This is a genomic window from Amycolatopsis sp. NPDC004625 (assembly GCF_040609695.1).
GTDB lineage: Bacteria > Actinomycetota > Actinomycetes > Mycobacteriales > Pseudonocardiaceae > Amycolatopsis.
In genome coordinates, this window is sequence record NZ_JBEXKX010000019.1 from 21,382 (window position 1) to 33,317 (window position 11,936).

The window sequence follows — 11,936 nt, forward strand, 5'->3', positions numbered from 1 at the left end:
CGGGCGGAAGGATGACCGTCATCTTACGGCCGCCTCCTCCCGGCTCCGCAGCAATGCCAGCGCGCCCGCCGGGAAAACCAGCACCGACAACAGGCCGGCGCACACGAGCGCGGCGGCGGTCACGGGCGACATCGCCCCGGTCAGCACGCCGATCTGGGAAGCGGTGACCAGGAACGGCAACGACGTCGCCTGCAGCAACGCCGCCGCCAGCGCCGGGCGCCGGCCGAACTCCCGCGCGTACAGCAGCGCCGGGATCCCGCGGACGGCCAGCAAGGCGGCCAGGAAAAGAGGAACTCGCGCCAGCGCCGCGGGGTTGGCCACCAACCCACCGAGGTCCAGCCGCAGGCCGCTGGTGACGAAGAAGACCGGGATGAGGAAGCCGTAGCCGATGGCGTCGAGCTTGACCCGGAACCTCGGGTGGGCCGCGGTGTCCCGGTCGAGCAGCCCCACCACCGCGCCCGCGAGGAACGCGCCGAGGATGCTCTCCAGCCCGAACGCCTCCGCGAGCGCGACGAACGCGACCAGGAGCACCACCGCCGCCCGGACCCGGATCTCGGCCGTGGTGTCCTGCAGCCGGGTCAGCGTCTCGCCCAGCCGCCGCGACTTCCCGGCCAGGGAAACCACGACCGCCGTCACCGCGACCAGCAGCGCGAACGCCACCAGCAGCACCGCCCGCCCGCCGGTGCTGCCTCCGGAGGCCGAGAACAGCAGCGAAAGCAGCACCACGGCGGCGAAGTCGGCGACCGAGCAGGCGGCGATCACCGCCTGCCCGAGCGTGCTCCCGGCCTGTCCGGCGTCCTTGAGCACCGGCACGACGAGGCCGAGCGACGTCGCCGACAACGCCACCGCGATCAGCAGCGGGCTCAGCACCCAGCCCGCGGCGCCGAACCCGGCCCCGGTGGCCAGGCCGAGAGCCAGCGTGACGGCGTAGCCGAGCACGGCCTGCCGCAGCGCCCGCCCGCGCAGCCGGTGCACGTCGACCTCCAGCCCGGCCAGGAACAGCAGGAACGCCAGGCCGAGCAGCGCGGCGATCTGCACCGGCACGTCGGCGTCGACCCAGCCCAGCACGGACGGCCCGGCGACGATCCCGAGCCCGATCTCCAGGATGACCGCCGGCACGCGCAGTTTCGGGACCAGAGCCGGCAGCAGTGGTGCGGCGAGGGCGATCGCGGCCACGGCGAAGAGGTTGACGAACTCGACGGCGGGCACGGCTCAGCGGTATTCGGGGTTGGTGAAGTCGAACCGGCAGCCGGCGTCCCATTCGCTGCGCTGGTTGCCGTGCGCGGGGATGCCGCCGGCGTCCTTGAGCAGGCGCGCGAGGTGCAGCAGGTTCCACGTCATGAACGTGGTGTTGCGGTTGGTGAAGTCGTTCTCCGGGCCGCCGGAGCCGGGGTCCAGGTAGGACGGTCCGGGTCCGGCCTCGCCGATCCAGCCCGCGTCCGCCTGGGGCGGGATGGTGTAGCCGAGGTGCTGGAGGCTGTAGAGGACGTTCATCGCGCAGTGCTTGACGCCGTCTTCGTTGCCGGTGATCAGGCAGCCGCCGACGCGGCCGTAGTAGGCGTACTGGCCGGCGTCGTTGAGCAGGTGCGAGCAGGCGTAGAGCCGTTCGACGACCTGTTTCGTGACGGAACTGTTGTCGCCCAGCCAGATCGGCCCGGCGAGCACGAGGATGTCGGCCGCCATCACCTTTTCGTAGATGCCCGGCCAGGCGTCGGTGGCCCAGCCGTGCTCGGTCATGTCCGGCCAGACACCGGTGGCGATGTCGTGGTCGATGGCCCGCAGCACCTCGACGCGGACGCCGTTCTTCTCCATGATCCCGCGGCTGACGTCGATCAGGCCGTCGGTGTTGCTGGGCTCGGGCGAGCGCTTGAGGGTGCCGTTGATGAACAGGGCACGCAGGTCGTCGTAGCTCGGCATCGGTTGCCTTTCAGAGGAGTTCCGCGTCCTGTTCGACGCAGAGGAGGGTGGGACCTTCGGCGGCGAAGAGGGCCGCCATGGCTTCGTCCAGCTGGTCGCGCGCGGTGACGCTGATGCCCTTCGCGCCGCACAGCTCGGCGTAGGCCGCCCAGCCGGGGTTGACCAGGGACGTCTGCCAGACCGGGTAGTCGCCGGCCAGCTGTTCCTTGCTGATCTTCCCGAGCGCGTTGTTGTTCAGCAGCACGTGCTTGACCGGGATGCCGTACTTGACGGCGGTGGTCAGCTCGGCCGCGTACTGGCCGAAACCGCCGTCACCGGTGACGGCGACGATCGGGCGGTCCGGCGCGGCCGCCCACGCGCCGAGCGCGGCCGGGTAGCCGAACCCGATCGAGCCGAGGTAGCCCGACATCAGCACCGGCTGGCCCTGCGACTCCAGGTAGCGGCCGAGCGAGTAGGCGTGGTTGCCGACGTCGACGGTGACCACGGCGTCGGCGGGCAGGTGACGCGAGAGGGCGTCGAACACCGCCGCCGCGGCCACCCCGCGGCCGCGGTCGTCCCGCGCCCGGCGGGCCTTCTCCGCGCGCCAGATCGCCCAGCGGGCGGCGACGTCGGGTCGCTGGTCCTCGGCCTTCGGCTCGCCGAGCGCGCCCGTGAGGGCGGTGAGGGTGAGCCCGGCGTCGCCCAGCAGCGACGTCGTCACCGCGGCGAACCGGCCGATCGCGCCCGGGTCATCGTCGATCTGGAGGATCGGCTTGTACGCCGCGATCCCGGTGTGGTTCGAGAACGACGCCCCGACGACGACCAGCAGGTCGGCCTCGTTCATCAGCCAGCTCGCCACCGGGGTGCCGCTGCGGCCGAGGACACCCGCGCCGAGCGGGTGCGTGTCGGGGACCAGGCCTTTCGCCTTGAACGTGGTGAGCACCGGGGCGTCGAGCGTCTCGGCCAGACGCCGGACCTCCGCTTCGGCGCCGCGGGCGCCGTGCCCGGCGATCAGCACCGGCCGCCGGGCGTCGCGGACCAGCGCCGCGGCGGCTTCGACGGCGCTCTGCCCGGGCAGCGTCCGGCGATCGGCGGCCCGGCCGTCCGGGGTGGCCGCGGGCGCGTCGCTCGGCTGGACCTGGACCTCGTCCGGCAGCACGAGGTGCGCGACGCCGCGGCGGTCGGTCGCGTGCTTGACCGCCAGCGCGGCCAGTTCCGCGTGGTCGCTGCCGCTGTGGACGGTCGTGGTGGAGACGGCGACGTCGCGGAACACGGCGGACAGATCCACGTCCTGGAACGCGCCCCGGCCCAGCACCTTCGACGGGACCTGCCCGGAGATCGCGAGCACCGGGGCACCGTCCAGCTTCGCGTCGTAGAGCCCGGTGAGCAGGTTCGTCGAGCCGGGGCCCGCGATCGCGAAACAGGCTGCCGGGCGGCCGGTGAGCTTGCCGTAGGCGCTTGCGGCGAACGCCGCGGCGCCTTCGTGCCGGATCCCGATGTAGGTCAGGTCGCCGCGGTCCTCGGCCCGGCGCAAGGCCTCGGCGAACCCGAGGTTGGAGTGCCCGACCATGCCGAACACGTGCCGGACGCCCCACGCGACGAGCGTCTCGACCAGGACGTCGGCCACCGTCCGCGCGGGCGGCGCGGGCGCCGGAACCCGCACGTACACACCGTCGTCGCGCTGTTCGACCGGGTAGGTCGCGACCCCGTCGGAAAAGCCTTCCGGCGGCCGCCCGGAGAGGGGGTCGTAGTCGTAACCGTGCCACGGGCAGCGCAGCAGCCCCTTCTCGATCGAGCCCTCGCCGAGCGGCCCGCCCTGGTGCGGACAGCGGTTCTCCAGCGCGCCGAGCCGGGCGCCGCACCGCGAGAGCGCGACGGTGTGCCCGCCGACGGTGACGCTGCGGACCCGGCCGTCGTCGGGCACGTCCGCCGGATCGATGCGGTGCCAGCCGTTCTCGGCCATGTAACGCCTCCTGGTTTCGCGGACACTGCGGTGACGGCAGACTCAGTGCCTCGGAAGGGGCCCGGCGTTACACGAGGAGCGGAAGATGACCGGAACCGAGCCGGCGACCACCCGGCGATCCCTGCACGGCGTGGCCGAGCTGCTGCTCGCCGGGCCGCAGCACCGCGCCACCGGCCGGATCGACCTGCGCGTCGTGGACGGCGGATTCGCCACGGCCGCGGGACCGGACCTGCGCGTCGGAGGTGACGGACTCCTCACGGCGGCCGGCCGCTTCGCGCTGAACGGCCGGTCCTACGACGAGGTGGCCAGGTCCGCCGGTCTCGAGGCGGGGGAGCCGGCCGGGGTCTACGGGGGCGGCCCGGGCGTGCGCACCGACGAGGTGATCGCCCTCGACGCCGGTGCGGTCGAGACGGTGCTGACCGCGTTCGCCGACGGGGACCGCGCCCTGCGTGAATTCGCGCCCGGAACCGAGCCGATCCTGTGGCCGGAACACTTCGACGTCGCGATTTCGCTCGATGAGGTGAACTACGGCGTCTCGCCGGGCGATGGGTTCCAGGCCGGTCCGTACGCCTACGTCGGCCCGTTCGAACGCCGCGAGGGCGAGTTCTGGAACGCCCCGTTCGGCGCGGCCCGGACGCTGGCCGAACTCGGGAGCGTGGCCGCGGTGGTCCGGTTCTTCCGCACCGGGCGTGAACGGGCTTCGGTGCCGTAAGCGATTGTTAAGCACCGGCCCGGCCGGAGCGTCGCTACGCTCGGCCGGTGCCGGGTTCACGAGGGTTTCGCGCCGCGCTGTTCGCGGTGCCAGGGCTGCTGCTGGCCGGGTTCGGGGCCGCTCACCCGGGCGTGCTGGACGCGGCCACGGCGCAGCGGTGGGCCGTGCTGCACATCGTTCTGCTGCCGGTGTTCCCGTTGCCGGCCGTGGCGCAGTGGCTGCTGCTGGCACCGGCCTCGCCGTGGCTGCGGTGGCCGGGCCGGGTGGCGGCCTTCGGTTTCGCGGCGTTCTACGGCGGGCTCGACGCGGTCGCCGGGATCGCCGCCGGCACCGTGACCGACGTCCAGCACGGCGTCACCCCGGTCGTCGGCTCCCTCTTCGAGGTCGGCGACCTGCTCGGCCACATCGGCGCCGGGTGCTTCCTCGCCGCCTCCGCGCTGATCGTGCTCGCGGCCATCGCGCGAGCGGGCTGGCGCGCGCTGCCCGGCGCGGTGTGCCTCCTGGTCGCGAGCGTGTCCTTTCTGGACAGTCACATCTTCTGGCCGCGCGGGGTGCTGACCATGGTCGCTGTCGCCGTCGGGATGTCGCTGCTGGACTACGCCGGCTCGGCGGCGACCGCCCGGGCGAGCGGGCCGGCGGTCAGACGTCGCGGCGGCGCACGCACCAGGCTGCCGCGGTCGTCGTGACGGCGAGGTAGGTCAGGCAGACCAGCGCCGCGAACCCGGCCGACGGCCATTCGGGATCGTGGAACGTGGTCCACGTGAGACCTTCCGCCGCGACGCCGGGTGCCCAGCGGATGAGGGCGGCGGAATCGGAGATGCCCTTGAGGACCATGACGGTGAGGAACAGCAGCCCGGCGGTGAGCGCGGTCGCGCCGGCCGTGTGGCGGACGATCAGGCCGATCGCGGCCCCGAGCAGGGCGACGACACCGACGTAGAACCCTTGGCCCAGCACCGCGCGCAGGACGTTCGGGTCGCCGAGGCCGACGTCGAGGTGCTTGCCGGCGAGGGCCGCCTGGCCGGTGAAGAAGGTGAGGAACGCGAGCAGTTCACCGGCGGCGAGGGCGATCCCGCCGACGACGAGCAGCTTGGCCGCGACGACCCGGCCGCGCCGGGGAGTGGCGGCGAAGGTGGCGCGGATCGTGCCCGTGCCGTACTCGGTGGTGACGGCGAGGACACCGAGCAGCCCGAAGGCGAACTGGGCCAGCTGGAACCCGGTGAAGGTGCCGAACACCGGATCGAACTCCGCGCGCGCCCGGGGCCCCCAGCTGTCCCAGCCGCGAACGGCGGAGCGTGCCTGGAACACGGCGAGGGAGAGCGTGGCGACGGCCGCGACGGCCAGGATCAGCGGCGTCGAACGCAGCGAGCGGAGTTTCGTCCACTCGGCGGCCAGGAGGCCACGGCCGGGCAGGATCGAGCTCATCGGGCGTCCTCTCGGTGGGGCAGGGTGCGGTACTGCCGTTCGGGGTCGGTGATCTTCCGGAAGACGTCCTCGAGCGAGGGCGCCCGCGGGGTCAGTTCGAGGAGCGGGATGCCGTGTGCGGCGGCGATCGCGGCGATGTCGCCCGGGGCGAGCCCGGTGACGGCGAGGCCGTGGCCCGGTTCGGCGGTGACGGTGGCACCGCGCGCGGTGAGCAACGACGGGAGCGGCGTGGCGTCGGCCGTGCGGACCAGGACGTCGCCGCCGTCGAAGCGGGTCAGGTCGGCCATGGACGAGTCCGCCAGCAGCCGTCCGCGGCCGAGGATCAGGACGTGGTCGGCGGTCAGCTGCAGTTCGCTGATCAGGTGGCTGGAGATCAGGACGGTGCGGCCTTCGCCGGCCATCGACCGGAGCAGGTCGCGGATCCAGCGCACGCCGTCGGGATCGAGCCCGTTGACGGGTTCGTCGAAGACCAGGATCCCGGGGTCGCCGAGCAGCGCCGCGGCGATGCCGAGCCGCTGCTTCATGCCGAGGGAGAAACCGCCGACGCGGTGGTGGGCGACGTCGGCGAGGCCGGTGGCCGCCAGGACCTCGGTGACCCGGCCGTCCGGGATGCCGTTGGTCCGGGCCAGCCACCGGAGGTGGTCGCGGGCGCGGCGGCCACCGTGCACGGCGGTCGCGTCGAGCAGGGCACCGACCTGCCGCAGTGGCCGCTCGAGCGCCCGGTACGGCCGGCCGCCGACCAGGACGCGGCCGCCGGTGGGGCGGTCCAGGCCGAGGACCAGCCGGATGGTGGTCGACTTGCCGGCGCCGTTGGGGCCGAGGAATCCGGTCACCCGGCCGGGGTGGACGCGGAAGGTCAGGTCGTCCACGGCCGTGCGCCTGCCGTAGGTCTTGGTCAGCCGGTCGGCTTCGATCATCGGGTCCTCCTGGGTCGCGCTGCCGGTTCACCGTGCCCGGCGGGGGGCGGTGCGGTCATCGCCGCCGGGGCGTGGGCGGCGCGGGGTATGCCTGGCGGCATAGGCCGGTTGACCGATGTGCGGGACCCGCGGCCTGGCTACGGTCGGGCGATGACCACCGAGGTGCGCGCGCCGCTGTTCGCGCGGTGGCGGCCGGGGCACTGGATCGCCCTTGACTGCGCCGCCGCGTTCGTCGTCGCGGCCGTGTGGGCTGCCCCGTTGCTGACCGGCCACGGGGACGGCCCACCGGAGGTGCGGTGGCGTGCCATGGCGGGGTTGCTCGGCGCGGCGGTCCTGGCCGTGCCGCTCGCGCTGCGCCGCCGGTGGCCGCGGTCGGCGTTCGCGGTGGCGGTGCCGGCGTTCGGGCTGTCCCTGGCGACCTCGGTCGTGCCGGTGGTCCCGCTGGCGTCCGTGCCGATGGCCGCGGTCGCGTATTCCTTGGTGGTGCAGGCATCCCGGCGCGCCGCCGGTGCCGGGCTCGGCGCTGTCGCGGTCCTGGTCGCCGCGGCCACGAGTGTCCGGAGTGGACAGTGGGCCTGGCCGGCGGTGACGGTGCTGCTGCCCGGCGCGGTGGTGGTCCTGGGTGCGACGATCGGGATCCTGGTCGCGCAGCGCCGCGCGTATGCCGAAGCGCTGCGCGTGCAGCGCGTCCGCGACCTCGACAGCCGGGTGCGCCTCGCCGTGACCGACGAACGGCTGCAGATCGCGCGGGAGCTGCACGATGTCGTGGCGCACAGCATGAGCGTGATCACGATCCAGGCGGACATGGGCCGCCTCGTGCTGGACCAAAAGCCCGCGGTGGCCGGCGCCGCGCTCGGCGTGATCGAGACGACCGGCCGGGCGGCCCTGACCGAGCTGCGCCGGATGCTGGGTGTCCTCCGCGAAGACGACGGCGCCCTCGCCCCGGTGCCCGGGCTGGCGGGGCTGGCCGGCCTCGTCACCCGCACCGCGGCGGCCGGGGTCGAGGTGGACGTCGTGGTGCGCGGCACGCCACGGGCGCTGCCGGCGGGGGTCGACCTGTCCGCTTACCGGATCGTGCAGGAGGCGCTGACCAACGTCGTCAAGCACGCCGGTACCGCCGGCTGCCGGCTGGCGGTCGCGTACGAGGAGGACGCGGTGGTCCTGGTGATCACCGACCACGGCCGCGGCGGCTCGCCCCGGTCCGGCGGCCACGGGCTGGTCGGCATGCGGGAGCGGGTCCTGCTGTGCGGCGGCGAGTTCGCGGCGGGGCCGGCGCCGGGCGGCGGGTTCGAAGTCACCGCGCGCCTGCCGGACCGGGACGGCCGATGACCCGGGTGCTCATCGCCGACGACCAGGTGCTCGTGCGCGCCGGATTCCGCGAGATCGTGAGCTCGGCCGGGGACCTCGACGTGGTCGGTGAGGCGGCCACCGGCGCCGAGGCGGTTTTGCTGGCGTCGAGGTCACGGCCGGACGTCGTCGTGATGGACGTCCGCATGCCGGTCATGGACGGCATCGAGGCGACCCGGCGGATCACCGCCACGATGCCGGACAGCCGGGTCCTGGTGCTCACGACGTTCGACCTCGACGAGTACGTGTTCGCGGCGTTGCGCGCCGGCGCGGCGGGGTTCCTGCTCAAGGACACCCCGTCGGCGGACCTGCTGACCGCGATCCGCACGGTCGCGGCCGGCGACGCGTTGCTCGCGCCGGGGGTGACGCGCCGCCTGATCGCCGAGTTCGTCACCCGCTCCGCGGCACCGCAGCCCCCGGCCGGGGTGCTGCCGGCCGCGATCACCGCCCGCGAACGCGAGGTGCTCGTGCTGGTCGCCGAAGGGCTGACGAACGCGGAGATCGGGCAGCGCCTGCACATCACGGCCGGGACCGCGAAGACCCACGTCGGCCACCTGCTGCTCAAGCTGGCCGCGCGGGACCGGGTGCAGCTGGTGATCGTCGCCTGCCAAGCCGGTCTGGCCCCCTGGGGCCGGACGAGCCCGGCTCCGTAGACCGGCGGCGCTCAGGTCGAGCGGATACGCCGGCCGATCCCGGCGGGCGTCGGCCCCCGCGATGTCGGTGCGGCCGGCCTTTCAAAGCGCCGGATCCGGCGGGCGTAGGAACACCGGCGCGGCAAGGAGACACAGCCCGAAGCAGGCCGTCGCCGGGGCCGGGCCCGTTGCGGCGGCGGCCAGCTGTGCCGCGCCGATGGTGGCGGCCGACGCGGCGAGCAGCCGGATGCCGAGGCGGAACGCGCGCGGGTTCGGTGTCACGCGGAGTTCGGCCACCGTCCGGCCCGCCTGGATCACCGCCAGGGCCCACGATCCCCACCAGCTCCAGAGCAGGGCGAGCCGGAGCGGTGGGGCGAAGGAGCCGTCCGTGCCGTGGACCACGGCGACGACTGCGATACACACCGCGGCCGGTGCCACGAGGCGGAGCGCGAGCCGCCGGCCCGCGGCCAGAGCCGGTCGGGGGGCGACGAGCAGCAGGCCGGCCACCACCGCGACCGCGCAGCCGTCGAGCACGCCGGGCAGGGTGTCTTCGACGGCCAGGTGCGCCACGAACCAGCCGATGCCCGTCACCATGACGGCCATCGCGGCGACCCGGGCTCGGCGCTGGGCCGCGGAGCGTGCCGGCCACGCGGCCGGGTGCAGCCACATGCCCACCGCGTTCACGAGCACGTTCGGCCACGACCGAGGCTGCGCCCGGATCTCCTCGGCGAGGTCGGCGCCCCAGCGCTCCCGGAAGGCACGGGGGTAGAGGCGGACCAGCCAGGTCATGCCGGCCGGACGCCGAGGCGGCGCAGGCCCGCGTCGGCCACCCGGGCCATGGCGCGGAGCTCGCGTTCCAGGACGGCGCGGCCCTGCTCGGTGATCCGCACCGGACGCTGACGGCCTTCGCCGTCGAGGGCCTCGACCAGGCCTTTCGCCTCCAGGCGGGCGAGCGCGCCGTAGAGGCTGCCGGGGCCGAGGCGTTCGCCGGTGAGCTCGTCGATCGCGGTGTTGATGGCGTAGCCGTGCCGAGGCCCGTCGGTGAGGGCGTAGAGCACCAGGATCTGGGCGTCGTTCGGCATGGGTGACTCCTCCGCGGTAGTACGTTCAGCGTACTACGTGCGGCGTACCACCAGGCCGACGTCGTAGGCCAGGACCACGGCCTGGACCCGGTCGCGCAGCTCGAGCTTGTTGAGGATGCGCCCGACGTGGGTCTTCACGGTCGCCTCCGAGAGCACCAGCTCGTCGGCGATCTCCGCGTTGGACAGGCCGCGGGCGACCTTGCGGAGGACTTCGAGCTCGCGCTCGGTCAGCCGGTCGAGGCCGCCTTCGGTGAGCGGGGCCCCGTCGGCCGCCGCCGGGTCGGGGAGGCGGTCGGCCATGGCGTCCAGCAGCCGGCGGGTGACGCTCGGCGCCACGACCGCGTCACCGCTCGCCACGGCGCGGATCGCGGAGATCAGGTCCTCGGGCGGGACGTTCTTCAGCAGGAACCCGCTCGCGCCCACCTTGAGCCCGGGGAAGGCGTACTCGTCGACGTCGAAAGTGGTCAGGATCAGCACCCGGGAGCGGGCGTGCGAGCGGACGATCTCACGGGTGGCCTCGATCCCGTCCATCCCGGGCATGCGGACGTCCATCACGACGACGTCGGGGTCGAGTTCGGCGGTCCGGCTGACCGCGGCCGCGCCGTCGGCGGCCTCCCCGACGACGGTGAAGTCCGGCTGGGACTCCAGGACGAGCCGGAAACCCAGGCGCAGCAACGGTTCGTCGTCGACGAGCAGGATGCTGATCACGTCGCGGCCGCCGATCCGGCGTCACCGGGGACGCGCCCCGGTTCGAGCCGGGCGGTCACCCGCCAGCCGCCACCCGGGCGCGGTCCGGCGGTGACTTCGCCGCCGAAGACGCCGACGCGTTCGCGCATGCCGCTCAGGCCGTGCCCGTGCGGTGTGCCGGTGGGGGTGCCGGACCCGGCGCCGTTGTCGTCGACCTCCAGGGTGACGACCGGCTCGGCGTAGGTCAGGCGGATGTGCGCGGCCGCGGGCCGGACGGCGTGTTTGAGCACGTTGGTGAGCGCCTCCTGCGCGATGCGGTAGAGCGTCAGCCCGGCGGTGGGGGAGAAGGGGAACCGTTCGCCGCGGATCGTCCACGACGTCGGCAGGCCGGTCGTGCGGACCTGGGTGACGAGGTCGTCGATCTGGGCGACGCCGGGTTGCGGCGTGCGCGGGCTGTCGCCACCGGTGCCGCGCAGCACGCCGAGCAGCCGGTGCATTTCGTCGAGTGCCTGGCGCCCGGTCGCCGACACGTGGAGGGACGCCGTTTCGGCCGCGGCGGCGTCGCTGCGCGCGGCGTAGGCGGCGCCGTCGGCGAGCGCGATCATCACCGAGAGGTTGTGCGCGACGATGTCGTGCATCTCCCGGGCGATGATCGCGCGTTCGCGGGCGGCGGCGATCTGCGACTGCTGGTCGCGTTCGCGTTCGGCCCGCAGCGCCCGATCGCGCAGCGACGCCAGGTACACCCGGCGCATCCGCACGTTCACCCCGAGCACGAACGCGGCGACGACCACGGCGGCGGCGAACACGAACCGGGCGGCGGACTCGGCGACCTCGTCGTTGCGGAAGACCACGACCGCGATCACCACGCCGAGTGCCGCCAACGCGATGAGCGCCCGCCGGCGCCCGGCGTGCCCGCCGACCGTGTAGACGGCGACGAGCACCGCGATCACGGTCGGCGGGAACGCCGGGCCGAGAAAACCCTGGACCAGGGCGAACCCGGCGGACGCGGCGAGGGTCGTCAGGGGGAGACGGCGGCGGAACGCGAGCGTCGAGACCAGCAGGACGCCGAGGACGAACAAGACCGGCCGGGTGCCCGGTGTGACCCCGCGGTGCTCGACGGCCAGGGCGAGCGGCAGCAACGCGCAGGCCAGCAGCACGTCGGTGGCCAGGGGGTGGCGCCGGGCCCAGCTCCGGAGTCCGTCCGCTCCGGGCCACCCGGTGACCAGGCCGTGCTCGGAGACCGGCCACACCGCACCCGCGTCGCTCACCCCGCCATCA

Annotated in this window: 13 protein-coding genes; 4 read left to right on the forward strand and 9 right to left on the reverse strand. The window is 74.1% G+C overall.

What is annotated here, in order from left to right; genetic code table 11:
• Positions 1 to 18: 18 nt before the first annotated feature.
• The 3 genes from ABZW17_RS22550 to ABZW17_RS22560 are packed head-to-tail and all read right to left on the reverse strand — an operon-like array spanning position 19 to position 3,859.
• A complete protein-coding gene (locus ABZW17_RS22550) occupies positions 19 to 1,209 on the reverse strand; it encodes a cation:proton antiporter (RefSeq protein WP_354817300.1) in 1,191 nt (396 codons plus the stop codon).
• A gap of 3 nt (positions 1,210 to 1,212) precedes the next feature.
• Entirely contained in the window at positions 1,213 to 1,917 is a 705-nt protein-coding gene (locus tag ABZW17_RS22555; RefSeq protein ID WP_354817303.1) for a flavodoxin family protein, read from the reverse strand.
• Between the two features lie 10 nt (positions 1,918 to 1,927).
• Complete coding sequence (locus ABZW17_RS22560; protein ID WP_354817306.1) at positions 1,928 to 3,859, reverse strand: thiamine pyrophosphate-binding protein; 1,932 nt, start codon at positions 3,857 to 3,859, stop codon at positions 1,928 to 1,930.
• Between the two features lie 85 nt (positions 3,860 to 3,944).
• Here ABZW17_RS22560 and ABZW17_RS22565 point away from each other — a divergent pair, with 85 nt between their 5' ends.
• Complete coding sequence (locus ABZW17_RS22565) at positions 3,945 to 4,571, forward strand: hypothetical protein (RefSeq protein ID WP_354817309.1); 627 nt, start codon at positions 3,945 to 3,947, stop codon at positions 4,569 to 4,571.
• Between the two features lie 47 nt (positions 4,572 to 4,618).
• Positions 4,619 to 5,257, forward strand: coding sequence for a hypothetical protein (locus ABZW17_RS22570; protein ID WP_354817312.1), 639 nt, complete (start codon positions 4,619 to 4,621; stop codon positions 5,255 to 5,257).
• Here ABZW17_RS22570 and ABZW17_RS22575 read toward each other — a convergent pair.
• Entirely contained in the window at positions 5,211 to 5,993 is a 783-nt protein-coding gene (locus tag ABZW17_RS22575) for an ABC transporter permease (RefSeq protein WP_354817315.1), read from the reverse strand. The genes ABZW17_RS22570 and ABZW17_RS22575 overlap by 47 nt on opposite strands.
• Complete coding sequence (locus ABZW17_RS22580) at positions 5,990 to 6,910, reverse strand: ATP-binding cassette domain-containing protein (protein ID WP_354817318.1); 921 nt, start codon at positions 6,908 to 6,910, stop codon at positions 5,990 to 5,992. Before ABZW17_RS22580 ends, ABZW17_RS22575 begins: the two co-directional genes overlap by 4 nt.
• A 150-nt stretch (positions 6,911 to 7,060) precedes the next feature.
• Here ABZW17_RS22580 and ABZW17_RS22585 point away from each other — a divergent pair, with 150 nt between their 5' ends.
• Together ABZW17_RS22585 and ABZW17_RS22590 are read left to right on the forward strand one after the other, a co-directional pair.
• Positions 7,061 to 8,239: a histidine kinase gene (locus tag ABZW17_RS22585; RefSeq protein ID WP_354817321.1), complete on the forward strand. Its 1,179-nt coding sequence runs from the start codon at positions 7,061 to 7,063 to the stop codon at positions 8,237 to 8,239.
• The gene (locus ABZW17_RS22590) at positions 8,236 to 8,910 is read left to right on the forward strand and encodes a response regulator transcription factor (RefSeq protein ID WP_354817324.1); all 675 of its coding nucleotides are present in this window, start codon (positions 8,236 to 8,238) and stop codon (positions 8,908 to 8,910) included. Before ABZW17_RS22585 ends, ABZW17_RS22590 begins: the two co-directional genes overlap by 4 nt.
• 81 nt (positions 8,911 to 8,991) lie before the next feature.
• Here ABZW17_RS22590 and ABZW17_RS22595 read toward each other — a convergent pair whose 3' ends face one another.
• From ABZW17_RS22595 to ABZW17_RS22610, 4 genes are read right to left on the reverse strand one after another with little or no spacing between them, the layout of a single operon-like run.
• Positions 8,992 to 9,678 carry a hypothetical protein gene (locus ABZW17_RS22595; RefSeq protein ID WP_354817327.1) on the reverse strand — a complete coding sequence of 229 codons (687 nt, stop codon included), beginning with the start codon at positions 9,676 to 9,678 and terminating at the stop codon, positions 8,992 to 8,994.
• The gene (locus ABZW17_RS22600; protein WP_354817329.1) at positions 9,675 to 9,971 is read right to left on the reverse strand and encodes a PadR family transcriptional regulator; all 297 of its coding nucleotides are present in this window, start codon (positions 9,969 to 9,971) and stop codon (positions 9,675 to 9,677) included. Before ABZW17_RS22600 ends, ABZW17_RS22595 begins: the two co-directional genes overlap by 4 nt.
• Before the next feature lie 33 nt (positions 9,972 to 10,004).
• A complete protein-coding gene (locus ABZW17_RS22605; protein ID WP_354817332.1) occupies positions 10,005 to 10,679 on the reverse strand; it encodes a response regulator transcription factor in 675 nt (224 codons plus the stop codon).
• Positions 10,676 to 11,926: a histidine kinase gene (locus ABZW17_RS22610; RefSeq protein ID WP_354817335.1), complete on the reverse strand. Its 1,251-nt coding sequence runs from the start codon at positions 11,924 to 11,926 to the stop codon at positions 10,676 to 10,678. The genes ABZW17_RS22605 and ABZW17_RS22610 overlap by 4 nt, the downstream gene beginning before the upstream one ends.
• Positions 11,927 to 11,936: the final 10 nt, after the last annotated feature.

Excerpts from the sequence above, each read along its gene's own strand:
- ABZW17_RS22595 (WP_354817327.1), bottom strand. The coding sequence starts at position 9,678 with ATGACCTGGCTGGTCCGCCTCTACCCCCGTGCCTTCCGGGAGCGCTGG.
- ABZW17_RS22585 (WP_354817321.1), top strand. The coding sequence starts at position 7,061 with ATGACCACCGAGGTGCGCGCGCCGCTGTTCGCGCGGTGGCGGCCGGGG.
- ABZW17_RS22565 (WP_354817309.1), top strand. The coding sequence starts at position 3,945 with ATGACCGGAACCGAGCCGGCGACCACCCGGCGATCCCTGCACGGCGTG.
- ABZW17_RS22555 (WP_354817303.1), bottom strand. The coding sequence starts at position 1,917 with ATGCCGAGCTACGACGACCTGCGTGCCCTGTTCATCAACGGCACCCTC.
- ABZW17_RS22560 (WP_354817306.1), bottom strand. The coding sequence starts at position 3,859 with ATGGCCGAGAACGGCTGGCACCGCATCGATCCGGCGGACGTGCCCGAC.
- ABZW17_RS22575 (WP_354817315.1), bottom strand. The coding sequence starts at position 5,993 with ATGAGCTCGATCCTGCCCGGCCGTGGCCTCCTGGCCGCCGAGTGGACG.
- ABZW17_RS22600 (WP_354817329.1), bottom strand. The coding sequence starts at position 9,971 with ATGCCGAACGACGCCCAGATCCTGGTGCTCTACGCCCTCACCGACGGG.
- ABZW17_RS22590 (WP_354817324.1), top strand. The coding sequence starts at position 8,236 with ATGACCCGGGTGCTCATCGCCGACGACCAGGTGCTCGTGCGCGCCGGA.
- ABZW17_RS22580 (WP_354817318.1), bottom strand. The coding sequence starts at position 6,910 with ATGATCGAAGCCGACCGGCTGACCAAGACCTACGGCAGGCGCACGGCC.